Annotated in this window: 17 protein-coding genes and 1 CRISPR repeat array; of the genes, 1 reads left to right on the top strand and 16 read right to left on the bottom strand. The window is 71.1% G+C overall.

Features of this window, described 5'->3' with window-relative positions:
- Positions 1–114 precede the first annotated feature (114 nt).
- The 14 genes from BDZ31_RS14350 to speB all read right to left on the bottom strand — a co-directional run bounded on the left by BDZ31_RS14350 (position 115) and on the right by speB (position 21,866).
- On the bottom strand, positions 115–1,059 hold the full coding sequence (locus BDZ31_RS14350) for an HNH endonuclease (RefSeq protein ID WP_183343013.1): 945 nt from the start codon (positions 1,057–1,059) through the stop codon (positions 115–117).
- A 138-nt stretch (positions 1,060–1,197) separates the two neighbouring features.
- The gene (locus BDZ31_RS14355; RefSeq protein WP_183343014.1) at positions 1,198–3,669 is read right to left on the bottom strand and encodes a methyl-accepting chemotaxis protein; all 2,472 of its coding nucleotides are present in this window, start codon (positions 3,667–3,669) and stop codon (positions 1,198–1,200) included.
- Between the two features lie 272 nt (positions 3,670–3,941).
- A CRISPR array of direct repeats spans positions 3,942–7,348; the repeat unit is 36 nt; unit sequence GCCTCGATGAACTCGCCGCCTCGAAGGCGACGAGAG.
- Between the two features lie 189 nt (positions 7,349–7,537).
- Positions 7,538–7,840, bottom strand: a complete 303-nt coding sequence (gene cas2 / locus BDZ31_RS14360) for a CRISPR-associated endonuclease Cas2 (protein WP_183343015.1) — start codon at positions 7,838–7,840, stop codon at positions 7,538–7,540.
- 34 nt (positions 7,841–7,874) lie between these two features.
- A complete protein-coding gene (gene cas1, locus BDZ31_RS14365; protein ID WP_183343016.1) occupies positions 7,875–9,455 on the bottom strand; it encodes a CRISPR-associated endonuclease Cas1 in 1,581 nt (526 codons plus the stop codon).
- A 4-nt stretch (positions 9,456–9,459) separates the two neighbouring features.
- Positions 9,460–10,452: a hypothetical protein gene (locus BDZ31_RS14370; RefSeq protein ID WP_183343017.1), complete on the bottom strand. Its 993-nt coding sequence runs from the start codon at positions 10,450–10,452 to the stop codon at positions 9,460–9,462.
- Positions 10,452–13,097, bottom strand: coding sequence for a type I-G CRISPR-associated helicase/endonuclease Cas3g (gene cas3g / locus BDZ31_RS14375; RefSeq protein ID WP_183343018.1), 2,646 nt, complete (start codon positions 13,095–13,097; stop codon positions 10,452–10,454). The genes BDZ31_RS14370 and cas3g overlap by 1 nt, the downstream gene beginning before the upstream one ends.
- Positions 13,094–14,611 (bottom strand): type I-G CRISPR-associated protein Csb2, encoded by a 1,518-nt coding sequence (gene csb2, locus BDZ31_RS14380; RefSeq protein ID WP_246345237.1) that lies wholly within the window; start codon positions 14,609–14,611, stop codon positions 13,094–13,096. Before csb2 ends, cas3g begins: the two co-directional genes overlap by 4 nt.
- A gap of 5 nt (positions 14,612–14,616) precedes the next feature.
- Complete coding sequence (gene cas7g / locus BDZ31_RS14385) at positions 14,617–15,789, bottom strand: type I-G CRISPR-associated RAMP protein Csb1/Cas7g (protein ID WP_183343020.1); 1,173 nt, start codon at positions 15,787–15,789, stop codon at positions 14,617–14,619.
- Positions 15,790–16,128: 339 nt separating this feature from the next.
- Complete coding sequence (locus tag BDZ31_RS14390) at positions 16,129–16,551, bottom strand: hypothetical protein (RefSeq protein ID WP_183343021.1); 423 nt, start codon at positions 16,549–16,551, stop codon at positions 16,129–16,131.
- A 133-nt stretch (positions 16,552–16,684) separates the two neighbouring features.
- A complete protein-coding gene (locus BDZ31_RS14395) occupies positions 16,685–17,440 on the bottom strand; it encodes a nucleotidyltransferase family protein (protein ID WP_183343022.1) in 756 nt (251 codons plus the stop codon).
- Positions 17,441–17,453: 13 nt separating this feature from the next.
- The gene (locus BDZ31_RS14400; protein ID WP_221243060.1) at positions 17,454–18,434 is read right to left on the bottom strand and encodes a metallophosphoesterase family protein; all 981 of its coding nucleotides are present in this window, start codon (positions 18,432–18,434) and stop codon (positions 17,454–17,456) included.
- A 4-nt stretch (positions 18,435–18,438) separates the two neighbouring features.
- Entirely contained in the window at positions 18,439–20,049 is a 1,611-nt protein-coding gene (locus BDZ31_RS14405; protein ID WP_183343023.1) for an APC family permease, read from the bottom strand.
- Positions 20,046–20,849 (bottom strand): nitrilase-related carbon-nitrogen hydrolase, encoded by an 804-nt coding sequence (locus BDZ31_RS14410; RefSeq protein WP_183343024.1) that lies wholly within the window; start codon positions 20,847–20,849, stop codon positions 20,046–20,048. The genes BDZ31_RS14405 and BDZ31_RS14410 overlap by 4 nt, the downstream gene beginning before the upstream one ends.
- Before the next feature lie 6 nt (positions 20,850–20,855).
- The gene (speB, locus tag BDZ31_RS14415; RefSeq protein ID WP_343075589.1) at positions 20,856–21,866 is read right to left on the bottom strand and encodes an agmatinase; all 1,011 of its coding nucleotides are present in this window, start codon (positions 21,864–21,866) and stop codon (positions 20,856–20,858) included.
- Positions 21,867–21,972: 106 nt separating this feature from the next.
- On the opposite strand from speB, the gene BDZ31_RS14420 reads away from it, so the two are divergent.
- Positions 21,973–22,995: a LacI family DNA-binding transcriptional regulator gene (locus tag BDZ31_RS14420; RefSeq protein ID WP_183343025.1), complete on the top strand. Its 1,023-nt coding sequence runs from the start codon at positions 21,973–21,975 to the stop codon at positions 22,993–22,995.
- A gap of 9 nt (positions 22,996–23,004) precedes the next feature.
- Here the strand turns inward: BDZ31_RS14420 and BDZ31_RS14425 are convergent, their stop codons facing one another.
- A complete protein-coding gene (locus tag BDZ31_RS14425; RefSeq protein WP_183343026.1) occupies positions 23,005–23,661 on the bottom strand; it encodes an FCD domain-containing protein in 657 nt (218 codons plus the stop codon).
- A 73-nt stretch (positions 23,662–23,734) separates the two neighbouring features.
- Positions 23,735–24,922 (bottom strand): acyl-CoA dehydrogenase family protein, encoded by a 1,188-nt coding sequence (locus BDZ31_RS14430; protein ID WP_183343027.1) that lies wholly within the window; start codon positions 24,920–24,922, stop codon positions 23,735–23,737.
- Between the last annotated feature and the right edge of the window lie 89 nt (positions 24,923–25,011).

The following is a 25,011-nucleotide window of genomic DNA, read 5'->3' on the forward strand; positions in this document are numbered from 1 at the left end:
TATGGCACTCCACCCGATCCGTCGTGCCACGTCATAGATGAGGGCAGGTTTGTGGGTCTGTGAGACCCACAAACCTGCCCTCTTGCGATCGGCGAGCCGCCGACGGCCGGGAGGCTAAGCCGACAGCTTGTACTGCGCGTAGCGCTGCTCGAGCCGATCGGGGTCGGGCCGATCGACGCTGCGCCTCGGCATGCTGATCGCCTCGCCGTGGAACTCCTGGAGACCATGGCGGAGCATCGGGCCGTCGATCTCGTTGAGGAGACGGGAGGCGATGTGGATGACACCCGTCGGATCGATCCCCATGACGTTGCGGTCGTACGCGAGGTGATGGATCGCGCAGAGGGCGATTCCGTTGACGACGACGGCGGCGCCGGTCGGCATGCGGTCCTCGATGATGTGCGCGGCCTGCACCAGCGAGGCTTCTCGCAGACGGCAGACGGCGCAGCTTCCGCTGTAGGCGCGCAGCACCTCGAACCGGAATCGGTGCTGATGAAGCCGGACCCGTACCTCCTGGGTCGCGTAACGACGAGTGTCAGATGTGGACTGAATCCCTTGCTCGCCGACGTCAGCGAGCGGCAGCGCGGCCTGCAGCGTCACGACGCGCCGGTCATCGTCGTCCTCGGTGATGAAGACCGGGCATACCGGCGCGTACTGGCCCGGAGCGACGCCGTGGAAGTAGATCAGCGGGACGGCGAGCTCGAACGCCGCTCGCAGCTTCCGGTTGTCGGTTTCAGCTTGAAGGCGCGCTCCGGCGGTCTCTGACTTCGCGGTGCGGTAGTGGTAGACGAAGCCTCCCGTGCGCTCGTCGTACCCGTCCTCGTACGGCGCGCGCCCGGACTGCTTCGGCGGCGCCGTGACCAGGCACAGCGCCGCCGGGCCGCGCATCTGTCTCGGACGGAAGATGCCGCTGTAGAACGACCCGAACGACACCCGCTCGCCCTGGAACTCGAATCCCGCCTGCAGGGCCGTGACCGGGACGATGTCGTCGAACCGCCGGGAGAGCGCGCGCACATGTTCGAACGCCGCTCTGCGCAATTCGAGGTCGCGCTCATCTGACACGGTCGCGATCGTACCTCGGCGACGAGCACGATCCCTGTGGCACTCCACCCGATCTGTCGTGCCACGTCATAGATGAGGGCAGGTTTGTGGGTCTGTGAGACCCACAAACCTGCCCTCTTGCGCGAGCGGGAGGGTGAGCTAGGCCAGCGTGAAGCGGCCGGCGAGGCGCTCGAGCTCCTCGGCGGCCTGGGCCAGCTCCTGGGCGGAGGCGGCGATCTGCTGGGTGGCGGCGCTCGTCTCCTGGGTGGAGGCGGAGACCTGCTGGGTCGCGGCGGAGGTCTGCTCGGCGATCGCGGCGACGGCTCCGAGGTCGTCGCGGACCTGGTTGCCGCCCTGCTCGATCGCGGCGATCGCGGCGGTGATCTCGCCGACCTGGACGTGGACGGCCTCCACCGCCTCGCGGATCGAGCGGAAGGTGCCGCGCGCCTGGTCGACCGTCTCGACGCCGGCGCTGGTGCGCGAGGCGCCGGCCTCGACGGCGGCGACCGCTCTGGCGGTGCCGCGTCTGATCTCCTCGATCAGGCCGGCGATCGAGCCGGCGGCCTCCTGCGACTCCTCGGCGAGCTTGCGCACCTCCTCGGCGACGACCGCGAAGCCGCGGCCCTGCTCGCCGGCGCGGGCGGCCTCGATCGCCGCGTTGAGCGCCAGCAGGTTGGTCTGCTCGGAGATCCCGGTGATCGTCTCGACGATCCCGCCGATCCGCTCCGACTTGGCGCCGAGGTCGCGGATCGCGGCGGTCGCGTCCTCGGAGGAGGCGCGCACCGCCTGCATCGCCTCGCTCGCCTCGGTGACGGCGGCGGCGCCCTGCTCGGCGAGGTCGCGCGCCTGGGAGACGGCGTCGGCGGTCGCGCGGGCCGACTCGGTCGAGGCGGAGACCGCGCTGCCGACCCCGGCGTTCGCCTCGCGCGTCGAGCCGACCGTCGAGACCTGTCTCTCGGCGCCCTGGGCGACCTCGGCGATCGCGCCGGCGATCTCGCCGACGGCGCGGCCGGCCTCCTCGGAGGTCGACGCCATCTGCTGGGAGGCCTGCGAGACGCTGGTCGACGTGCGCGAGATGTCGTCGAGCATGCCGCCGAGCTGCTGGCGCATCGAGTCGTAGCTCTCGACCGAGGAGCCGGCGCGGCCGAGCATGCCGTTGAAGATCTGCGCCAGGCGGCCGATCGGACGGCCGCTCGGCGCCTCCAGCGGCTTGGTCGTGATCCGCGCCGAGCGGGTCAGGTCGCCGTCGCGCATCGCGCGCAGGCCGTCGTCGAGCTCGGCGAGGTCGCGGTGCTCGAGCTGGTCCATCCGCTCGGTCAGCGCCTCCAGCGACGACTGCTCGCCGAGCGCCTCGCGCAGCTCGCCGGACATGCGGTCGAAGGCGTGGCCGAGCACGTCCTCCTCCGACTTCGGCTCGACACGGCGGGAGAGGTCGCCGCGCGCCATCGCGTCGGCGGTCGCGGCGAGGTCGCGCAGGTAGTCGACCATGCGGCGGAAGGCGGCGGCCATCCGGCCCAGCTCGTCGTTCGATCTCGTCGTCAGCTCGATCTCGAGGTCGCCGCGGCTGATGCGGTCGGCGGCGTCGGCGACCTCGCCGATCGGCTTCGTCAGCCGCACGGAGATCCACCAGACGACGGCGCCGACGACTATCAGCGCGAGCAGGCCGAGCAGCAGCAGCGTCGTGCGCAGCGAGTTGGCCTCGGCGAGGATCTCGTCGACCGGCGCGACGGTGACGAAGCCCCAGCCGCCGGTTCTCACCGGCGCCGTGAACATCACGACGTCCTTGCCGGTGCGCGGGTCCTTGGTCTCGAACTGCGCCCGTCTGCCGGCTCTGACCGCCGCCGCGACCTGCGCGAGGACCGGATCGCCCACTCTTCTGGCGTACTGCTGCAGCGTCTCCGTGCCGATCAGCCTTCTGTCCGGGAAGGAGACGAAGAGGCCGGTGTTGGAGACGACGAAGGCGTAGCCGCTGTCGAGGAACGACACTCTTCTGACGTTCTCGTCGAGCTGGGTCAGCTCGTTGTCGGTCTGCGAGACGCCGATGAATCTGCCGTCGCGGAGGATCGGCGCGGTGAACGAGGTGATCAGCGTCCCCTCGTACAGGTACGGCTCGGTGACGCCCTCTCTCAGCGTGCGCTTGGGCATCTGCCAGTACTGCTCGCTCTCGTCGAGCGGCGCCATCCGGACGTATCTGCCGTCCTCGTCGTAGCCCCACCAGATCGCCATGCGGCCGTCGGGGCCGTGGTCGGGATCGCCGGCGAACTCGGCGTCGCGGCCGTCGAAGGCGTTGGGCTCGAAGCCAAGGTAGGTGCCCGACAGCTGCGGGTTTCTCTCCAGGTAGTGGCGCGCCAGCTCGATCATCTCCTCGCGCGTGATCGAGCCCTTTCTCTCCGTCACGCTCGCGAGCCCGCGGGCGACGGCGACCGCGTCGCTCGCCTGCGCCTGGAATCTGTTCGCCTCGCGCGCCGCCAGCTGCGACGCCTCGCGGTAGACGGCGTCCTCCTGCGCGCTGGTCGAGCGGTCGACGGCGAGCAACGTGAGGCCGCCGATCGCGAGCGCGACGACGGGCAGGATCGTCAGCAGCAGCTTCGCGCGGACCGAGCGAAGTCGCAGCTTGGGCGGGGCGGACATCGAGACGTGACCTCCAGGACTCCGAGCGCGCAGACGCGCCAGCTCATCGGACTCCCCGGTGATCGGCACCACGCAAAACCGCTTTAGCAGTGGGGTGGACGGTTTTGGACGCGCTTGGTCTGTCGGAAGCTGGCGGCAGTTCGAGCCGACCCGCTCAGCCGTCCCTCTCAGCAGCAGCGTCGTGGGATGGCGGCGGGTCCCGGCCGCGCGCGCTCCGCAGGACGCTGCTGCGCGGGGACGGCCTTCGCGGACCGGCGGCTCTGCCGCGCGCTCCCTCGATGAACTTGCCGCCTCAGAGGCGGCGAGAGGATGGCCCCGCCTGCCCGGCGTGCGGGCTGCCGAAGCCTCGATGAACTCGCCGCCTCGAAGGCGACGAGAGGGACCGGGCTCATCGCGCCCCGCCCTTCGCGGCGTCGCCTCCATGAACTCGCCGCCTCGAAGGCGACGAGAGCCGCCCATAGCCCCTGCCCGAACGGCGGGGGTTTCGCGTGCCTCGATGAACTCGCCGCCTCGAAGGCGACGAGAGTGCCGAGCATGTCAACGGGGTTCGGGACCGTGTAGCCTCGATGAACTCGCCGCCTCGACGGCGACGAGAGCTGGTCGTCCGACCCGGTCTCGTCGATATCGACGCCTCGAACTCGCCGCCTCGAAGGCGACGAGAGGGCGTCTACTACGAGGTGCCGCTGTTCGACGCCGGGCCTCGATGAACTCGCCGCCTCGAAGGCGACGAGAGCCATAGCCCCTGCCCGAACGGCGGGGGTTTCGCGTGCCTCGACGAACTCGCCGCCTCGAAGGCGACGAGAGACGCTGCTCGCGGTGGACGCCGGGCGGCGTGAGGTCGCCTCGATGAACTCGCCGCCTCGAAGGCGACGAGAGTCGACCCGGCCTCTCAGCTCGGTAGGGACGGCGCCGCCTCGATGAACTCGCCGCCTCGAAGGCGACGAGAGGCAGAGTCCGCAGCGCGTTGTCGTTCACGACCACGCCTCGATGAACTCGCCGCCTCGAAGGCGACGAGAGATCCGCATCTACCAGCAGTTCACCGGCCCGTACCAGCCTCGATGAACTCGCCGCCTCGAAGGCGACGAGAGTCTGACGCGATAGCGGCCCTCGAATGAGCGGCGGCCTCGATGAACTCGCCGCCTCGAAGGCGACGAGAGCGCCACCTCTCGACCGAGCCGACGGCGGAGCTGCAGCCTCGATGAACTCGCCGCCTCGAAGGCGACAAGAGCGCTTCTCGCGCGGCGCGACCGACTGGCGCTGGATGCCTCGATGAACTCGCCGCCTCGAAGGCGACGAGAGTCTTCCGGTTCCATCCGCAGGCACCGAGAGACCTCAGGCCTCGATGAACTCGCCGCCTCGAAGGCGACGAGAGCGCCCCGAAGGGCACCGGCCACTCGCGCCGCTACTGGCCTCGATGAACTCGCCGCCTCGAAGGCGACGAGAGGATGCCCGAGACCGAGCAGGCGACCGAGATCGTCCTGCCTCGATGAACTCGCCGCCTCGAAGGCGACGAGAGATCAGCGCGCGCTCGCCGTCGAAGCGACGGCCCTTGCCTCGATGAACTCGCCGCCTCGAAGGCGACGAGAGCCGTTCCTGACCCTGCGGGCAACGCCCATAAGGCTGCCTCGATGAACTCGCCGCCTCGAAGGCGACGAGAGTTGCAGACTATCCCGTAGCGGATGAGCAGCATCTGTCCGGCCTCGATGAACTCGCCGCCTCGAAGGCGACGAGAGATTCGCTTGTACAACAGAGTACACGGGACCCGTCACGGGCCTCGATGAACTCGCCGCCTCGAAGGCGACGAGAGCTGCTGCTGGCGAACGACGGCAGAACGCTGTGGCGCCTCCAGCGGCCTCGATGAACTCGCCGCCTCGAAGGCGACGAGAGGGCGGCATCAGCGCCACGATCTGCCGCGCCAACCGGCCTCGATGAACTCGCCGCCTCGAAGGCGACGAGAGACCGGTTCAGCCATGTCTGCTCCGGCCGGGCTACCGCCTCGATGAACTCGCCGCCTCGAAGGCGACGAGAGGCCATTGCCCTGGATGCGTCCCGCGCTTGCTAGCGCCTCGATGAACTCGCCGCCTCGAAGGCGACGAGAGGGTTGCGGCTCCAGGATCCCGTCTTCGCGGCGGGTGCCTCGATGAACTCGCCGCCTCGAAGGCGACGAGAGCTCCGCGACCGTGACCGGCCAGCGGTACAGCGGCCGTACGCCTCGATGAACTCGCCGCCTCGAAGGCGACGAGAGGAGTAGCCAAAGGCAAAGCCCACGAGTACGGCTCCCGCCTCGATGAACTCGCCGCCTCGAAGGCGACGAGAGACATCACCCCTGGTCGCATGTCGGTCCGGAAGTCTCGCCTCGATGAACTCGCCGCCTCGAAGGCGACGAGAGGCACCGGCACGACTACCGCACGGTCGCGATGGAGCCGCCTCGATGAACTCGCCGCCTCGAAGGCGACGAGAGAGCTGCCATCGAAGCAGCGCCCGCAAGCGAGAAGCGCCTCGATGAACTCGCCGCCTCGAAGGCGACGAGAGAGGTCGTCGAGCGTGACGACGCGCTGGACCGCATGCCTCGATGAACTCGCCGCCTCGAAGGCGACGAGAGGCGGACCTCGGCGGCGCGAACCTCCGCCGCGCGGACCTGCCTCGATGAACTCGCCGCCTCGAAGGCGACGAGAGGTCTTGAGGTCCTTCTCGGTGGGGGCGAATCCACGGCCTCGATGAACTCGCCGCCTCGAAGGCGACGAGAGGTTGGAGCCGGGCGCCAGGAAGAGGTCATTTATTGGGCCTCGATGAACTCGCCGCCTCGAAGGCGACGAGAGCGCGCGATCCGGGGCGGGCGCCTCCGCGCTCTGGGCGCGCCTCGATGAACTCGCCGCCTCGAAGGCGACGAGAGGCACAGGCGCCTCGTTCGGCCACCAGGCGTTCTCGCCTCGATGAACTCGCCGCCTCGAAGGCGACGAGAGTACACGCCATTTGGCCCGCCGTGGCTGCATGAGGCCTCGATGAACTCGCCGCCTCGAAGGCGACGAGAGGCGCACGCGCGCGAGCCATCGCGTCCTGCTCGTCGTAGCCTCGATGAACTCGCCGCCTCGAAGGCGACGAGAGGAGGGCGTCTACTACGAGGTCCCGCTGTTCGACGCCGGGCCTCGATGAACTCGCCGCCTCGAAGGCGACGAGAGTCCTGCCCGTCGACTTCGACGGCGAGTACCTGACGCCTCGATGAACTCGCCGCCTCGAAGGCGACGAGAGGCCAATCACACGATCGCGGGAGACGCTGTCTGGGGTGCCTCGATGAACTCGCCGCCTCGAAGGCGACGAGAGTCCAGGCCGACCTCGCCGAGGCGCTCGGCAAGCCGGTGCCTCGATGAACTCGCCGCCTCGAAGGCGACGAGAGAGGCAACCGCGAGAACGATCCCTCCCGCGATCACCAGGCCTCGATGAACTCGCCGCCTCGAAGGCGACGAGAGGCGATCGGCGGCTGCCTCGTCCGTGAGCGCGCCCCGCCTCGATGAACTCGCCGCCTCGAAGGCGACGAGAGCAACGCGACCGGAGGCCAGTTCTCAGACAGTGTCGCGCCTCGATGAACTCGCCGCCTCGAAGGCGACGAGAGCTTCCGTGCGAGCGGGTACCGCCCGCCGATCACGCCTCGATGAACTCGCCGCCTCGAAGGCGACGAGAGAGCGGCCGGAGAATGGCCGCTATTTGCAGGTGCTTTCCGGCGACCTGCGCAGGCTCCGTGTGGATCGATGCGGTTGAGGTCGATTGTCAAGGAACGAGTTCCAGCGTTTGCCCGATTCCACGGGCGTTGTGGAGCATCGCAGTCTGCGGGGGGATTCCGTCTCACCGGAGACTGCGCGGCGAGCCGTGCTCAGAGGATGAAGCTGCCCGATTCGCCGGCGACGGGCTTCGCCGCGCCGATGTGGCTGATGACTCGCTTGTTCACGGTCTCGCGAGGGCCGAGATCGCAGAACATGACCGTATCGACGGACGGGTCGATCAGTCCCGCAAGCTCCGCTCTCAGTCGGATGAAGGACGCCGGGCGGCCGTCGACGAGGAACACGCTGAACTGGATGCGTTGGCCATGCTCCTGCAGCGCGACCGCGACGCGATCGCGGCGGCGGTCATCCGTGATGTCATAGGCGACGAGCATGCGCCGCACCGGCTCGCTCATTGTGTGTCCACCTCCAGACGGCGCTCACAGCCGATCACCGCGCGACGATCGGCTCGTATGTCGGCGAGCTGCCGGCGACGACCGCGAGGAACATGCGTGCCTGGATCTCCATCGCCCGCCGCCACGACACTCTGTAGCCGAACCGCGGATGTTGGAACTCGCCAGTCACCCGCCGCTCGTACGTCGCGATCAGCGCCTTGCGGCCCCGCTCGTTCAGGCGCACCACACCGAAGTCGTCGCGAGCGTCGCCGGCGCGCAGCTCGCCATTGTTGATCGCCCACAACACCGTCGAGTCCGCGACGAGCGGTCGGAACTCCTCCATCAGATCCAGCGCCAGCGCAGGCTTGTTGCGCCCGGGAGTGTGCATCACACCGCCGTGGGAGTCGAGCCCGCACGCCGCGATCGCGCGGATCACGTCGGCAAGCAACAAGCCGTAGGCGACGTTCAAGGCAGCGTTGACGGCATCAATGGCCGGCCGCGCGTTGCGCCCGCCGAACGTCGCCCACTCCGCTCTCAACGCCCCTCTGATCGAGCTGAAATAGCGCGCGGCGGCACCTCCCTCGATGCCGACGACCTCGCCGATCGAGCGAGCCGACGATGCAAGCTCCGCCGCTCTCAGGAGCTCCTCTCGGCCGGCGAGTCTGTGCCGCCGGAGCATGTGGCGTTGGTTCTTGATCTTCGCGGCGACGATCGACTGGGCAACCGCGAGCCTCACCTCCGGGTCGAGGCGATGCTGTGCCGCGCGCAGATCGCCGTTCGGCCCGCTTGCCGGCGTCGCCCAGCCCACCACGCGACCCGACCAGCTGCACCAGACGATCGGAAACCCTCGTGCCAGCATCTCTCGCAAGAGGGCTGACGAGACGTCGGCGTTGCCGTGGACGACGACGCCGGCTACCTGCCCGATAGGTACCGACGCCGGCTCTTCCCCCCGCGCGCTGACCTCGATCCGCCCGCGCCGCACACGGGCGCGAGAACCCGGTGTGGTCAGGTGGAGGACCGTCCCGAGCGGATCGGCGACGCTGATCCTCCGCGCCGGCAGACGTTGTCGGTGCTCGTCGGGGAGGCAGACGGAGACGTGGCTGCACAGCCGACACCGGTCGTCATCCTCCAACGGCGGAGGCGGCGTGACGCTTGACACCACGGCTCGGGTGGCGCCGACGGCCGCGGCTGCGCCCGCCAGCAGATCCTCCGTGAGCTCGACCGGCACCCGCTTGCGCGTCGTGCTGAACCAGACCGCGGCTCCCGCAACAGCTCGCCCTGCCTCTCTCAGACAGAGCGCCTGCAGCGCCAGCTGGACGCGGTTCGCCTCGGTCGCCACCGACCGGCGCCGCAGCGGCGCCGCCTTGTGCTCGACGACCGTCAGCCTGCCGTCTCTCGCAACCTCGACGGAGTCGCACCGGCCATGGATGCCGAGCGCCTGCGAGCTGACGTCGATCGTGCGCATCCGCGCTCCGCGGGACGTCGCCTGATCGTCGACGGCCCGATGGTCGCGAACGCCCACGGCGACCTGCGCTGTGTCCGTTCTCTCGCCGTGCACCTCCAGCCACGCACGTCGCGGGCAGAAGACGTGGTGGGCGACGACACCGATCGCGATGCTCTCCTCGGGCTCCGCCATCGCCTCATCCGACCGCCGAGGCCCCGAGCGCGCGGCGACGCCCGCGTACATACGTGAACGCGACGCTGCTGCTGGAGCCGGGGTTGTAGCGCCGGTCGAAGGTCACGACCTCGGTGACCCCGAACGCGCGCAACGCGCCCGCGTGGTCAACGTCGGGCTGGCCGTCTTCCGAGCGGCAGACGGAGGCCAGCGACCCCAGCGACAACAGCGCGCGCAGGCGCGCCGGCGAGACCGGCTGGTCCAGCAGCGGCAGCGTGGTCCGGTGGCGGACAGGTCGCCCGCCGCTCCAGCAGGCCGGCGTGGCCGAGCGTCTCACCTGCCGGTGCGCGACCGGGAGCATCGACAGCCCCAACGCGGCGAGCCACTGGTCGATCAAGCCGACCCGCGTCCCGCTCGGCGCCCAGTTCGTGCGATCACGCTGCTCGCTCGTCACCTTCCCGACTTCGGCGAGGAAGCGCGCTTCGTCCACGTCGGCGGCGTCGGCCCGGCACGGACGCAGGACGCCGCGCACGAAGTCGGAGGTGTGGTTCCCGAGGACGCCATCGAGCGCGGTGGCGCCGCTTCCCGACTTCACCGTCTTCGGCCCCCACAGCGCCGGCGCGCCGAGCGCCGCGAGCAGCCCGGATGCCAACCGCTGGCGTCCGGCGTCGGCCTCGGCGACCAGCGCGCTTCGCTTCGCGAGCACCAACGCCCCGCGCTCGGATCCGTGGTCGAAGCTCGACCGGCCCCAGATCACCGAGCGGCGCGCGTTCTTCTCGCTCACCCTCTCGACGTCGCTCTCGATCAGGCGCTCAAGCGCGCCCGCCGCATCCCGAACCGCTCGCGCGGCGTCGGCCTGTGTCGCGTCGAAGTGCACGAACGGCTCGAACCGCAGCGAATCGGGATCGTGACCGACATGCGCGTCGATCATCGCGGACTCGAGCACGACGGCGAGCCCGTAGGCGGCCAGGTGCGCGATCAGCACCTCGCCGCCGTGGGTGAAGACGACCTGCTCCATCACCGTCCCTCCCGTGAGACCTGCATGTCGGCGCAGCGCAGCAATGCTTCGAGGTAGGCGAGCCGATGGACGCCGAGCGAGCGCTGCAGGCGCAGGCGCTCGCGCTCGTAGACGCCGAACGGGCCGAACAGTTCATCGAGCGCGTCGCGCACCGCGCGCTCGCAGTCGCCCCACCCGTCGAGCACGGCCTCCGGGTCGCGGTCGAAGAGCGGGAGGCCGTGGCCGTGGTGGCCGGCGACGATCACCGCCTGGACCGGATCCCGATCCGAGTTCGCCCACGCGACCGCGGCGCTGAGCTGCTCGTGGCGCCACCCGTCACCGCGATCGGCGACGTGCCCCGGAGCCGGCTTCGCAAGCGGCGGACCGTCCGGCGGCGCCCCCATACGCCGTTGGAAGCGCGGATGGCGCTTGCCCTCGTCGTGCCAGCGCGCTGCCTGCGCCAGCTGCTCCAGCGCGACGCCGAGCGCTCCCGACGGGAGGTCCAGCGCACCGACGATCCGCACCAGGCGCGCTTCGACCTCGATGCCATGGGCGTCGAGGGTCACAGCGTCACGGCCGACGCCGATCGCAGGCAGACGTCCGTCGTGGTCGGTCGCGACGGCGACCAGCAATCCGTGCTCGTCCTCCTCGACCGCGCACCACGTCACGGCCAGGTCGCGCAGTCGAAGGCGGGCCAGCGCGTCCGCCACGTCGTGCGCACCGGCGGCTGCGACGAGCGACGCCAGCGCGCCGCGCGCCTTGCGGCCGCCGAGCGGCAGATCGCCGACGGCAGCTTCGACCTCCGCTCGCGACAGCTTCACGACGGCATCGGGCGTCAGCCCGTCGGGGCGTCTGCGCATCACGTCGCCGATCGGCGTCGGACGGCCTCTCGGCACTCCGATCACACCTGCGGTGCAGATTCGACTCGCGGCCGGCACGATCAACGTGTCGCCCGGAGCAAGGTCGTCGGGCGCGGCCAGCCGCTCCGCGCTGCGCCTCCCCTGCTCGCTGCGCATGACCCAGCAGCTGCCGTCCCCCGCGGTGACGACCGCGTCGATGAGCCGTCTGGCGTCGAGGCTCAACGCTGCGAGCTCATGCGCGCGCGGCGGCGCAGCCAGCAGCGCCTGCCGGACGACCTCGGGAGCAAGGTCGAGATGTTCGCGTCCGGCGATCGAAATAGAGCGGTCAGCCTGCTCAGTCGGCTCCTCGACGTAGAAGGCCGGCTCGATGTCGGCCGCGAGCACGACGCTCGACATCGCCGCCGTCTCCAGCTCGACGCCTGTGAGCGCCGGGACCGCCAGCGCGTCGCCAGTCCGAGGCAGCGGCGTCGCAGAGATGCGGGCCGGTGAGGCATCGCCCTCGAGCTGCGCCAGCCACGTCGCCGCGGCGACGATGTCCGCCCCGGTGTACGGCGCGAACGTTCTGTCCAGCGTCTCAGGCTTCGCTGTGGCGAGCGTGCGCGGCGCGACGACGGTCAGCACCGCGTCGTCACGTCTGCCGCCGCGGTTGAGCCGTCCCGCCCGCTGAGCCAGCGCGGCGGCCGGAGCGATCGCGGTCACGATCGCCGGCAGATCGAGGTCGACCCCGACCTCCAGCGACTGGGTCGAGACGAGGAAGTCGACATCCGCGTTGCCACGCGGCTCGAGCAGCCCGGGCCGACGGTCGCGCATCGCCGCGACGTCGGCCGGTCGCATGCGACCGCAGACCAGCTCGACCTCGCCGTCGAGCTTCGCCGCCACGTGCAGCGCCATCTCGACCGTGTTGACGAACACCCCGACGGTTCCGAGCCCGCGGTGGGCTTCCGCGTGCTCGACGATCGCCGGGACCGCGTCGCGTCTCCAGTCGTCGACCTCGACGAGCTCGACGCGTTTGCGCGCCCGCACGCGCCGGTTGAGCTCCGGATCGGCGCTGTCTGCCTCGGTCAGCCCATGGGCCGCCGCGACGCCGTTCGGCGTCGCGCTCATCGCGACGACCTGCAGTCCGATCGGCGGCGCCGACAGCGACGCCACCTTCGACGCCGTCTCCACCAGCCGCCCGTGAAGATGCGCCTCGTCGACCACGACGGCGACGTCATGGCCGAGCAGTCCCATCTCGAGGTTGCGCGACAGCCGCGAGCCGCGAAAGCCGCGCCCCAGCAGCCGCGAACCCCACATCTGCGGCGTCGCGCAGATCACCTGGCACTGCGCCGGGTCGAGCCGCCACCGCGTGTCGAGGCGAACGCCCCCGCGCAGGCGCGTGACCCCAAGCGGCGAGGGCTGCTCTGCCTCGTCGACTTCGGAGGTCGTCAGCCGGCGCAGCGCATCGGCGACCTCGCCGACGATCGGGTCGCTCGCGCCTTCGGCTCTCGCGATCGCCTCGGCGAGCTGCTGCGCACGCAGGAACTGGTCCTCGACCAAGACGCGGCGCGGAGCGACGAGCACGAGCCGACGCGGCGGCCGTGCGATGGTGTCCCGACCGGCAGCACGCGCCCGCTCGCGCTCCGCGACGAGGAAGACATGGATGTCGACGACCGACGACTTGCCCGACCCCGTCGGCGCTGCGATCGCCGCGGGCCAACGGCCGCTCGCGGCGATTGAGGCCAGCAGCGCCTCCTGCCAGGGATACGGCCGCGCCCCGCCGTTGGTCACCGCGAAGAAGCGGCGGAAGCGTTCGAGCATCTCGTTCATCTCCCGCTCCCAAGCGGCACGAGCAAGCCGCCTCCGAGGTGGCGCGAGCGGCCGATCGCGAGGAAGCCGCCAGCCTGCGGGGCCAGCAGCCCGAGCGCGACCGCCGCGTGCGCGGCGACGACGAGCTCGCCATCGCGGACACGATGGACGAAACGGCTCGCGTCTCCCTGCACGCGGCGAGCGACGACCCCGACCTTGAAGTCGCCGCGCAGTCGCTCGACCAGCTCGGCCCGGAAGCTCCATCCTGTGCCCCACGCCACGCCTGCGTCCTCGAGCACGCCGCGCATCGCGTAGCCGATCGAGCAGACGACCGCGTCCTCGAGCGTCCAACCTCCGCCTCGCGGCCCTCCCGTGGTCTCCAACGCGAGCGGGACCGCCGTGCGCATGATCGCCGTGTCGCCGTCCCAGAAGGGGACCGGCGGGCGCGCCTGCGGCTTGCCGAGCGTGAACCAGTGCCGCCGCTCGCCACGTCGGCCAGCCTGGCCGGTACGCAGGCCGCGACTGAGCACGCCGCGGAGCAGCTCACGATCGGCTTCCGGCACGCCGGCCGGAATCCCGAGCAACACCGCGGGTCGGCCCGAGCGCTCGTCCAGCAGGGGCTGGATCGCGAGGTGCCCGGCACCTCGCAGCGGCCGCTCGCCGTCGCGGCCGGTGATGAACGGCGGCACGTCGGAGGCGATCGCGGCGACGATCGCACGGTGGACGCCGACCGCCGTCGCGACGCTGGACCGCGGTGCGACCACGGCCCTGGCCATCCCCCGATCGCCCTCGATCGGCAGCGCCCAAACCTCGTCGTACGGCCAGGCCAACTCCGGCTTCGCCGGCGCGAAGCGGCACAGCTCCGTTGCCGTCTCGTTGGCGCCGGTCACCAGCACGTCTCCGGCCTGGTTGCCGTAGTCGCCTCTGCGGTGCTCGCCGCCGCGGCTCGCCTCGCGATGCGCGTCGAGGAGGCATTGCGTGCGGCCGCGCGAGGCGACCCGCATGACGCGACCCGGCCCGCGCCGCTGCGCCCGTCGCAGCATCTGGCGCGGCGGCTCGCCTGAGTCGACCTGCACGCGCACGATCGCGACGCTGTCGGCGCGACCGACGTGGGTCACCTCGGCGGCGATCTCCTCCAGAGCCGCGACGACCTCCCGCGGCGCGCTCGGCCACACGTAGTCGACCGGACCGTCGAGCGCCGCGCGCGGCTCGAAATCGGTCTCGTTCGGCTTGACCAGCGAGGCCCGCCAGCGGTACCGCCGCAACGGCGACCGCGTCAGCAGCGTCTTCGGGACGACCACGCCGATCGGCTGCTCGCGCTCGAGCCATTCGAGCGCAGCCCGATGCCTGTCGCAGATGACCAGCACCGGACCGTCCGGCACCGCCCACGACCCGCCGCCGGCGGCGGCGACGAACGCCTCATGGAGCCGTGACGGCGCGGGCAGGTCCTCAGCGGCGCCGTTGTCAGCGCCGCAGTACGAGCCGAGCGGGAAGCTGACGGAGATCCGCAGCGTGCCGCCCGCATCCGCATCCATGGTGCTCACGCGTCCGCATCGTCCGCCGTGGCCGTCGCCGCCCGATCGAGCGACGGCTCGCCATCGAGCGAAATCGTCTGGCCGGTCCAAGCGAGTCGCTCGGGAAGATCTGCGATCGCCTCCTCCAGAAACGCCGCGCAGGCGTCGATCGAGAGGTCCAGCTCGGCCTCTCTGTCGTCGAGCAGGACGCGCCCACGGGGCGCCGAGAGATCGCAGTAGGCGCGGATCTCCGGGTCGGCGTCGGCGTAGGCGGCACCGAGCAGCAGCATCGCCAGCAGCGCCGTCCGCGCCTTCGCGTCATCCTCGGCGGTTCCGCCGAAGCGCAGTCGCCGCAGTCCGGCGAGCGAGTAGGTGCGTGCCCGCCGGACGGCGGGAACCGAGACGCCGAACGGCGTCTCCGTGCTCGGCGGGACGCCGCCGAGGTTGAGAGGCGAGGCCGAGATCGTCTCCGCTCTGCCGTTTCTGCGCGCGGCGGCGACTCTTCTCTCGAGCGTTCTGACGGTTCTCTCCCCCATTTCGTCGCGCTGAACGTCGAGCAGCCGCTGGAACTCGTCGGGGGTGAGGTGGAAATCCTGCCCGAGCGGGTCAAGCCGGCCACCGGAGCGACGCGACACGCGGCCGTCCTCCTGCTCCGAGACGACGCCGAACAGCTCCGAGACGAACAGGCTGCGCAGCCGCAGCTGGCCCCGTCTGCGGCTGCTGTCCCAGCCGCCGAAGGCGAGGGTGGCCGGCGAAGCGAGGAACAGCGGCGAGAGGTCGACCGCCGTCGCGTCGCGCAGTGCGCGGTACCACTCGGTCTTGACGGTGTCGACGCCGTCGCGCGTGCTCGCGCGAATGTGGGCGTCGACGGCGCGATGTGGCAGCTCGAGATCGGTGAGCGTCCGGCTCGGATAGCGGACCTCGATCACCGGAATGCGCTCCGCCGCCGCGACCTCGCGCCGCGCCGTCAGAAGGCCCTCCTCGGCGCGGTTGCTTTGCGATCCCTTCGAGTCGATCAGCACCGTCCGCGCGAAGCCGCCGTCGACGTAGCGCGTCTCGAAGACGAACTCCGAGCCCGAGCGACCCGCGTACCGCGCCGGCGCGATCACTGCCCCCTCGGCGACGGCATACGTCGCCGGATGGTTGAGCGTCGCGGCACCGCCGCGGGACAGGTGATCGCGCAAGGTTGCGAGCGACATGCAAACTCCCCTGGTTGGTGGGTTAGCGCCGGAAGCTCGAGGGTACCCCGTCGGTAACGTGTTCTTGTAGTTGTCACTATTCCGGCATCTCGCAGCCGAAGCATGCCCGGTCTGTCGGTCCGACGCAACCACGAATCGCCATCGAGCCGGCTCGCGCCTCGCGCGCGTTCATCAAGGCCGTGTCCTTGCCGCTGTGCGATCCCATCGGCGGTCGCCGGCTTCCGCCGGCCCGGGCCAACGGGGCGCCTCCCGCCGGGAGGCGCCCCGAACCGGCAGCGACGAGAGCGCCAGACGACGGCCGCGGCAGGAGCGCCGCCCCAGCGTCCGCGAAACGGAGCGCTACCGCGCCCGCCCGCGCTTGCGCCGCTTCTGCTCCTGCTTGCTCGGCTTGCGGCCTCTGCGGGCGCGGGTGGCGTGGCGGCCTCTGGAGCCGGGGGTGGCGCGCAGGTCGGCGTCGGGCTCGGTGCGGGCGGTGTGCTGCCTTCTGCGGTCGGGCGCAGCGCCGCGGGCGTCGCGCGAGATCGCGATCCAGATGCCGGCGATCAGCGCGACGACGATCACGCCGACGCCGATCGCGACGCCGGGGCCGAGGTCGCCGTCGTCGCCGCGGTCCTCCTCGACCGGCGCGGGCGGCGGCGGCGTGTTCTGCCGCGGCGTCTGCTGGCCCGAGTCGGGGAGGAAGGGGTTGTCCTGCGCGAGCGCCGCCGCGGGCAGCGCGGCGAGCGCCGCGACGACGGCGATCAGCGCGACGAAGCGGTGCATGGCGCGAGCCTAACGCGCCCGCGCGCGCCATGTGCGGATTGGGCCCCGGCGGGGCCGGCGCGAGGGTCGCACGCCGCGGCCGAGCGAGCCGGGCGGACCCGGCCGGCCGGCGGCGGGGCCGGCCGCGAAGGCGTCAGCCCTCGCGGTCGACCTCCTCCGGCAGCTCGTACCAGCGCTTGCGCTCGCCGATGCGGGCGCGCATCTTCCAGCTGCGGGACTTCGGCTCGGCCTCCATCGCCTCCGCCAGCGCGTCGATCGCGACGGTCGCCGCCGCCGGCCCCTCGCCGGCGGCGACGCCCTCGCGCAGCTTCGCGAGGTTGAGCTCGAAGGTGTGGTGCAGGCCCCAGTCGCGTCCGGTCAGCGACGCCATCCGCGCCGGCTCGATCGCCGCCGGGTCGCCGTCGCCGACCTCGCAGCCGGCCAGCAGCGCGTAGAGGTCGCTGCGGTCCTTCGCGTTCAGCTCGACGATCTGCAGCTTCGTCATCACCAGGTCGGTCGCCGGCAGCGACGGGCCCGGGCGGTCGAGGCTGTCGGCCAGCGGCAGCGCGTGGCACATCGAGAACTCGCCGACGAAGACGTCGACCTGCGCCTCGCTGGCCGGGTCGTGGAACAGCAGCCGGCGCGAGCCGTTGAGCGCGTTGAACTCGGCCGCCGGCTCCCAGCCGCGCGCCGCGAGCAGCTCCTCGAGCCCGCGGCCGTCCTTGCGGCCGCAGATCACGTCGACGTCGCGGTAGGAGCGGTCGAAGGCCATGTCGAAGCGGTCTCCGAGCAGCAGGCGGATCGCGATCCCGCCGAGCAGGCGGACCCGCAGGCCGCGCTCCTCCGCGTCGCTGACGATGCCCTGGCCTTCGGCCGGCAGGCGGTTCAGGAACGAGGCGGTGTCGGTCATGGCACTCATCTCATCATCCGGTTACGAACTGGTGGCGGGCGGTGTCGCCCTTCAGCTGGATCAACACGCCGGCGATGCGACCGGTGTGGTAATCGGAGCCGGGGTTGATCGAGAGCGTGCGGCCGATGTGGACGGCGCCCGGCGACTCGTGGACGTGGCCGTGCAGCGACAGCATCGGCTGGTACTTCTCGATCAGCTCTCTGACGGCCGTCGAGCCGACGCCGATCATCTTCGGCGCCGAGCCCGACATCACGACCGCGAGGTTCTCGTCGAGCGCGGGCGCGGTGTCGAGCGTCGAGTCGTACGGCGGCACGTGGAGGTTGAAGATCATCCTCGACATGTCGCCGGCCTCGTCGGCGAGCGCGCTGACGCGCTCGAAGATCTGCTCCTCGGTCAGCTCGCGCGGCGAGTCGAACGGCGTTCTGTTCGCATAGCCGAGGGAGATCATCGAGTAGTCGCCGAAGCGGACGATCTTCCCGTCGCACTCCTCGACCTTCGCCGCCTCCGCGATCGAGCGGTCGACGCCCTCGGGGTCGTCGTTGCCCGGCATCACGAAGCAGCGCATCTGCTCCGCGAGGCGCTCGTCGGCGAGCGCGAGCCAGCGGTCGAACGTGACCCGCATCACGTCGGCGAACCACTCCTCGCGCTCGTCCTCGCTCAGCGCCGCGACCCGCTCGACGTCCTCGCCCGACATGCGGTGCGGGTACATGCCGTTGTTGCGGATCTTGTGCTCCATCTCCTCCAGCTGGTCGCCGGCGACGACCGATCTCTGGCCGAACAGGTCGACGTGGAAGCCGTCCGCTCTCTCGACGAGCGGGACGACGACCTTGCCGGTCACGTCGCCGCCCATCACGAGCACGTCGGCCTTGTAGGCGCCGGCGGCGTTGAGGAACTTCCGCCACAGCACCTCGGAGCCGTGGATGTCGGAGGCGTAGTACATGCGGGTGACGGCGCCGGAGCCGCCACCCTTCTTGTCGCGCTTGAAGAGACCCATGACGCTACGCCGCCGGCAGCTCGCGGTAGGCGAGGTCGACGTCGATGCCCTGGCGCTTGCGGATCGCGCGCGAGATCCACCAGATCGCGATGCCGGCGAGGTAGATGCCGGCGACGAGGAAGATCTTGCCGCCGTTCTCGCTCAGCGACACGCCCGAGGCCGGGTCCCACAGCAGGATCGCGATCGCGCCGCCGAAGCCAAGGATCGCGAGCGAGCCGACCGCCGTCAGCACCGGGATCCCGAGCACCTTGCCGCTGTAGGGCGAGGAGGCGACGAGGTCCGGGTGGCGGAACGGCAGCAGCGTGCCGGCGATCGCCGTCACCAGCAGCGGGAAGGTCAGCCCCAGCAGCGCCGCGATCGAGCTGAACCAGTCGGTGAACGAGTAGATCGCGGTCGAGCCGATCGACAGCACGAGCATCACGCCGATCGCGATCAGCGGCGAGCGGGTGCGCGCGTCGACCTGCGACAGCTTCGCCGGCATGACGTTGTCGAACGACCAGGCGAACATGTTGCGGCTGACGAGCATCAGCGTCTGCGGCAGCCACGTCAGCAGCGCGATCGTGAAGCCGATGATCGCGATCGCGCCGATCACCGGGCTGCCGGCGGCGATGCCGATCAGCTCCGGATAGGCCGGCCCGAGCCCGAAGCCGTACGCGGTCGGGTCGGCGAGGCTGAACATCGCGGCGTAGTCGTAGCCGACGACGTGGGTGAACGTCGGGACCATGCACAGCAGCACCAGCACGGCGAGGCCGACGGCGCCCGGCATCGAGTACATGTGCGTCCGCTTCGCGAGCCGGATCTCGCCGGCGAAGTAATTGGACGAGAAGATGAAGCCGAAGATGAACCAGAAGACCGAGACCGCTCTCAACGTCATCTCGAAGCTGAATTCGGCCGGCGCGAAGCCGAGCTCGGTCGCCGAGGCGGCGAGCTTGCCGGCGGCGTCCTGGACGCCGAAGTGGGCGGCGTACTCGTTGAAGTTCGAGACGAACGTCGCGTTGCTCGTGAAGAGGCCGACGAGCACCGGCACGACGATCGCGCCGAGCAGGTAGAGGCTGAACGCGACGATCTGGATCTTGAAGAAGAGCCGCACGCCGCCGAAGGCGAAGATCGCCGCCGACAGGCACAGCACGGCGGTGCCGGTGATGAAGAGGCCCGCTCTGGTCCCGAACCAGTCGCCGAAGCTGAGCCAGCCGTCGCCGGCGCCGAAGCCGGCCATCATGCGGCCGAAGGCGCCGAAGCCGTATGCGGCGATGTAGGTCGAGTAGACGCCGATCACGATCGCCAGCCAGACCGAGTAGGAGAAGTTGCCGGCGAAGCCGATCGACGGGTGCAGCGAGCGGCTGTTGAAGACGTAGTCGCCGCCGGTGCGCGGCATCAGCTGCGTCAGCATCGCGTAGAGGAAGGCGCCCGGGAGGCCGAGCGCGGCCGCGATCAGGAACGCGAGCAGCGCGCTCGCGCCCGGGTAGAAGCCGGCGAACAGCCAGAAGAACGCGAAGGTCAAGCCGACGCTCGACCACAGCAGGTTGTAGAACAGCGCGTCGCGCGTCCGTCCTTCGCGAACGAGGCCCGTCGCTCTGCGGGTGAACAACCCAGGCGATGCGGTGCTGCTGCTCATCGGTTTCCTCCTTGGACGCTGGGTGACGATACGGCCTTGACGACGAGGTCGTCGCGCAGATGCGCGAGGTAGTCGACGTCGTCGCCGGCGGCCGCGCCGAGCGGCACGTCGGCGACCTGGGTCTGCGAGCCGGCGTCGAGCGCGGCGAGCGGCTGCCCGTCCGGCCCGGCCACGAAGCTGCCGCCGACGAACGTCAGGCCGGCCTCCTCGCCGACGCGGTTGACGTAGACGTGCGGCAGGCGATTGTCGAGCGCCCGCGCCTGCGCGGCGAGGGCGTGGTCGGGGCCGTAGGGCTCCATGTTCGCCGCGACGGTGACGAGCAGCTCCGAGCCGGCGCGCGCGAGCGCCCGCGCCGGCTCCGGGAACTCGACGTCGTAGCAGTTCAGCACGCCGAGCCGACGGCCCGCCAGCTCGACGACGAGCAGCTCCTCGCCGGCGGCGAAGACCTCGCGCTCCTCGCCGCCGAAGAGATGCGTCTTGCGGTACGTCGCGACGAGCGTGCCGTCGGTGTCCATGCACGCGACCGCGTTGGCGATCCGGCCGTCGGAGAGCCGCTCGACGAAGCCGAGCAGCAGCGCCGTGCCGTGGCGGCGGGCGACGGCGCGGACGGCCTGCAGCGGCGACTCGTCGACGCCGAGCGCCAGCTCCCCGGCGCGAGCGGGGTCGTACCCGGTCAGGAACAGCTCCGGGAAGACCGCCAGCTCCGCGTCGGGGTGGGCGGCGATCGCCGCGGCGACCGCCGCGGCGTTGGCGTCGAGGTCGCCGGGTGCGGGCGCGAGCTGTGCGAGCAGGACGCGCATCGCCGATCAGGCCTCGCGGCCGGCCTTCGACAGCAGGCGGTCGAGACCGGCCTGCGCGCCGGCGTGGAAGGCCATCGCCTCCAGCGCGACGCGGCCGGCGATCGAGCAGGTCGGCGAGGTCGCGCCGGCCTCGAGGCTCGGAGCCGCCTCGACGACGTCGACGCCGACGAGGCCCTCGCGCGAGACGCCGCGCACGATCTCGATCGCCTCGCGGCTCGTGAGACCGCCCGGCGACGGGCAGCAGGTGCCCAGCGCGTAGGCGGCGTCGAGCGAGTCGACGTCGAAGGAGAGGTAGATCCCGTCGCCGGCGCCGGCGACCTCGCGGGCCTTGTCGGCCGCCCAGGCGGCGCCCTTCTCCCAGATCTCCTCGAGCCAGATGATCGTGATGCCCTTCTCACGGCAGTAGGCCAGCTCGGTGCGGGGGTTCATCCAGCCGGAGATGCCGACCAGCGCGATCTTCTCCGGGTCGAAGCCGGCGTCGACGGCGCGCGTGATCGGACAGCAGTGGTTGAGCTCCTCGCCGCCGACGTCGGGCGCGGTGTCGAGGTGCATGTCGACGAGCACGAGGCCCGGGTCGGCGACGCGCTCGCGCACCGCCCGGACGGCGGGGATCGTGATCGAGTGGTCGCCGCCGAGCGTGACCGGCAGCGCGCCCGCGTCGAGGATCGCGCCGATGTCGGCCTGCGCGCGGGCGAAGGTCTCGACCGCGTTGGCGAGCACGACGTCGCAGTCGCCGACGTCGACCGGGTTGAGGTCGAGCAGGTCGAAGTCGAGCGTCGCGTTGTAGGTCAGGAACTGCGCCGAGACCTCGCGGATCCCGCGCGGTCCGTAGTTGGCGCCGGTGCGGCTGATGCTGGTCGCGTCCCACGGCAGGCCGTAGATCGCCGCCTTGGCGCCGTGCGCCTTCAGCGCATCGGCATCGGCGGGGACGTGGGGCAGGCGCAGGAACGAGCCGACGAGACCTGCGTGCAGCAGGCTCGTCCACATCGTCGGGTCAGACGCGGGGGTGGTCGACACCAGTCTCTCCCTCCTCGTTGGAAAGACGTTTTTGCAAACTCCTTCGCGCAGCCTAGAGAAAACGGTTTTGCATTGTCAACGTCCGCACGGATAATCTGTCTTCGCCATGGGGACCCCTCGACAGCGCATCGGCATCAAGGAGGTCGCCGCAGCGGCCGGTGTCTCGGTCACCACCGTGTCGCATGCGCTCAACGGGAAGGGGCGCCTGCCGGAGGAGACGCGCGAGCGGGTCCGCCGCATCGCCGACGAGCTGGGATACCGCCCGAACGCGACCGCGCGCAACCTCGTCGTCGGCAAGACGGGACTGCTCGGGCTGGCCGTCTCCCAGCAGGGCGGAGCGCCGCTGGCGGTCACCGACTTCGCCTACTTCGCGCAGCTGATGATGGCCGCCTCGACCGAGGCGATCGCCAACGGCTACGCGCTGGTGATGGCCCCGGGCGACGCCGCCCTCAACCCGCAGGCCGGGATCGCCGTCGACGGCGCGATCATCGTCGACCCCGTCCGCGACGACGGGCTGGTCGCGCAGCTGCAGCAGGCCGGGATCGCCGTCGTGACGACCGGCCGCCTCCCCGGCGGCGACGCCCCCTCCTGCTGGGTCGACAACGACCACATAGCCGGCACGACGGAGATGCTCGACCACCTCGAGCGCCGCGGCGCACGCCGGATCGCGCTGATGACGAGCGCGCTCGACATCTCCTACTCCCACGACGTCGAGCAGGCGTACGCCGACTGGTGCGAGCGGCGCGGCGCCGAGCCGCTGCTGCGCCGCGCCGCCAGCGACCTGACCGAGCGCGCCGGCTACGCCGTCGCGAGCGAGCTGCTGTCGCTGCCCGAGCCGCCCGACGCGATCTTCTCGACCTACGACCGGCTCGCCTTCGGCACGCTGCTGGCGGCCGAGGCGCGCGGCGTCCGGGTCCCCGACGACCTCCTGCTGGCGACGACCGCGACCGAGAGCCAGGCGCCAGACGAGGCGAGACCGTCGCTGACGACGCTCGACCTCAACCCCGAGGAGATCGGCCGCAGCGCCGCCGGGCTGCTGGTCGACCTGCTCGAGGAGCAGGAGCCGGCGCAGCGCCACGTGCTCGTCCCCCACCGCGTGATCGCGCGCGCCTCGACGGGACGCCCGTAGGCGGCGCCCCTACGGCGCGGCGAGGATCCCGCGCAGGACCTCCAGCGCGCGGTCGCGGTGGGCGTCGAGCTCGGCGATCAGCCGCGTCTCGTCTCTCGCCCGAACCGCCGCCATGATCCGCTCGTGCGCCTCGCTCGCCGCGTCGCGCTCGGCGGCGTCGTTGTAGTAGAGCGCGCGGTAGGACTCGGTCGCGTCCCACAGCGAGCGGATCAGCCGCAGCAGGTGCGGCTGATCGGGCGCGTCGACGATCGCGAAGTGGAAGCGGCGGTTGGCCTCCAGCTCGGCGGCGACGTCGCCTGCCCCCGCCGCGGCGACGCAGTCGCGCGCCGCCAGCTCCATCCGCTCCAGCGCCTCGGCGTCGAGCGCCGGCAGCGCATGCCGCGCCGCGCGCGCCTCCAGCAGCGCACGCAGCGCGTAGATCTCGTCGAGGTCGGCGACGCTCAGCTCGGTGACGAAGTAGCCGCGGCGCGGCAGGTAGGTCAGCTGCCCCTCCTGCTCGAGCACGCGCAGCGCCTCGCGCACCGGCACGACGCTGACGCCGATCCGCTCGGCGATGTCCTCCTGCCCGACCCGCTCGCCCGGCCGCAGCTCGCGCGCGACGATCGCCGCGCGCAGCCACTGGACCGCGTGCTCCTGCGAGGTGGAGTGACGGCGGGGGGCGCTCACGCCCGCCTCGCTGGAAGAGCGAGCCGCCAGGCGAGTTCTTCCAATGGAATCCAAGACCTCTGGCCGCAGGATTTCACCGGAAGGCGGAGATCCCCGTCAGGGCGTTGCCGATCACGAGCGCGTGGACGTCGGCGGTGCCCTCGTAGGTGACGACCGACTCGAGGTTGTTCATGTGCCGGATCACCGGGTACTCGAGCGTGATGCCGTTGGCGCCGAGCACCTGGCGGGCGGTGCGGGCGACCTCCAGCGCGGCGTTGACGTTCGCGAGCTTGCCCATGCTGACGTGCTCGTTGCGCAGCTGGCCGGCGTCCTTCAGACGGCCGAGGTGGAGCGCCAGCAGCGTCGCCTGGTTCACCTTCGTCGCCATCTCGGCCAGTCTCTGCTGGATGATCTGGAAGGAGGCGATCGGCTTGTCGAACTGGATGCGGGTCTTGCTGTACTCGACCGCCGCCTCCAGGCAGGCGCGGGCGGCGCCGGCGGCGCCCCAGACGATCCCGTAGCGGGCCTCGTTGAGGCAGGAGAGCGGCCCGCGCAGCGAGTTGGCCTCCGGCAGGCGGGCGGAGTCGGGCAGGCGCACGTCGTCGAGCACCAGCTCGGAGGTGACCGAGGCGCGCAGCGACAGCTTCTTGTGGATCTCGGGCGCGGTGAAGCCGGGCGTCCCTCTCGGCACGAGGAAGCCGCGAACGCCCTCGTCGGTCTGCGCCCAGACGACGGCGACGTCGGAGATCGAGCCGTTCGTGATCCACATCTTCTGGCCGTTGAGGACCCACTCGTCGCCGTCGCGTCTGGCGCGCGTGCGCATCGAGCCGGGGTCGGAGCCGGCGTCGGGCTCGGTCAGGCCGAAGCAGCCGATCGCCTCGCCCTTTGCCATCCGCGGCAGCCACTCCTGCTTCTGCTCCTCCGAGCCCCAGCGCCAGATCGCGAACATCGCCAGCGAGCCCTGGACCGAGACGAGCGAGCGGACGCCCGAGTCGCCGGCCTCCAGCTCCATGCACGCGAGGCCGTAGGCGGTCGCCGACGCGCCGGCGCAGCCGTAGCCGGTCAGGTGCATGCCGAGCACGTTGAGGTCGCCGAGCTCGTTGGCGAGCTCGCGCGGGATCCGCGCCTCCTCGAACCACTCGCCGACGTTCGGCACGACCTCTCTGGCGACGAACTGGCGGACGGTGTCGCGGATCAGCCGCTCCTCGTCGGACAGCAGGCTGTCGATGTTGAGGAAGTCGTTCGGGCGCAGGGCCGGTGCGGCGGTCGTCGAGGCGGTCATGGTCTCCTCCGGTGCGGTGGCGAGGCGGCGGTGCGGGCGGTCCGCGGGGCGGTGCGGCACCTCCGCTGAGCGGGAATCTTATAAAATCT

This window comes from Conexibacter arvalis, from assembly GCF_014199525.1.
In the GTDB taxonomy this organism is placed as follows: Bacteria; Actinomycetota; Thermoleophilia; order Solirubrobacterales; family Solirubrobacteraceae; genus Conexibacter; species Conexibacter arvalis.

Coding starts and splice junctions, on each gene's coding strand:
- BDZ31_RS14355 (WP_183343014.1), bottom strand. CDS start 3,669: ATGTCCGCCCCGCCCAAGCTGCGACTTCGCTCGGTCCGCGCGAAGCTG.
- cas2 (WP_183343015.1), bottom strand. CDS start 7,840: ATGAGCGAGCCGGTGCGGCGCATGCTCGTCGCCTATGACATCACGGAT.
- cas1 (WP_183343016.1), bottom strand. CDS start 9,455: ATGGCGGAGCCCGAGGAGAGCATCGCGATCGGTGTCGTCGCCCACCAC.
- BDZ31_RS14370 (WP_183343017.1), bottom strand. CDS start 10,452: ATGGAGCAGGTCGTCTTCACCCACGGCGGCGAGGTGCTGATCGCGCAC.
- cas3g (WP_183343018.1), bottom strand. CDS start 13,097: ATGAACGAGATGCTCGAACGCTTCCGCCGCTTCTTCGCGGTGACCAAC.
- csb2 (WP_246345237.1), bottom strand. CDS start 14,611: ATGGATGCGGATGCGGGCGGCACGCTGCGGATCTCCGTCAGCTTCCCG.
- cas7g (WP_183343020.1), bottom strand. CDS start 15,789: ATGTCGCTCGCAACCTTGCGCGATCACCTGTCCCGCGGCGGTGCCGCG.
- BDZ31_RS14390 (WP_183343021.1), bottom strand. CDS start 16,551: ATGCACCGCTTCGTCGCGCTGATCGCCGTCGTCGCGGCGCTCGCCGCG.
- BDZ31_RS14395 (WP_183343022.1), bottom strand. CDS start 17,440: ATGACCGACACCGCCTCGTTCCTGAACCGCCTGCCGGCCGAAGGCCAG.
- BDZ31_RS14400 (WP_221243060.1), bottom strand. CDS start 18,434: ATGGGTCTCTTCAAGCGCGACAAGAAGGGTGGCGGCTCCGGCGCCGTC.
- BDZ31_RS14405 (WP_183343023.1), bottom strand. CDS start 20,049: ATGAGCAGCAGCACCGCATCGCCTGGGTTGTTCACCCGCAGAGCGACG.
- BDZ31_RS14410 (WP_183343024.1), bottom strand. CDS start 20,849: ATGCGCGTCCTGCTCGCACAGCTCGCGCCCGCACCCGGCGACCTCGAC.
- BDZ31_RS14420 (WP_183343025.1), top strand. CDS start 21,973: ATGGGGACCCCTCGACAGCGCATCGGCATCAAGGAGGTCGCCGCAGCG.
- BDZ31_RS14430 (WP_183343027.1), bottom strand. CDS start 24,922: ATGACCGCCTCGACGACCGCCGCACCGGCCCTGCGCCCGAACGACTTC.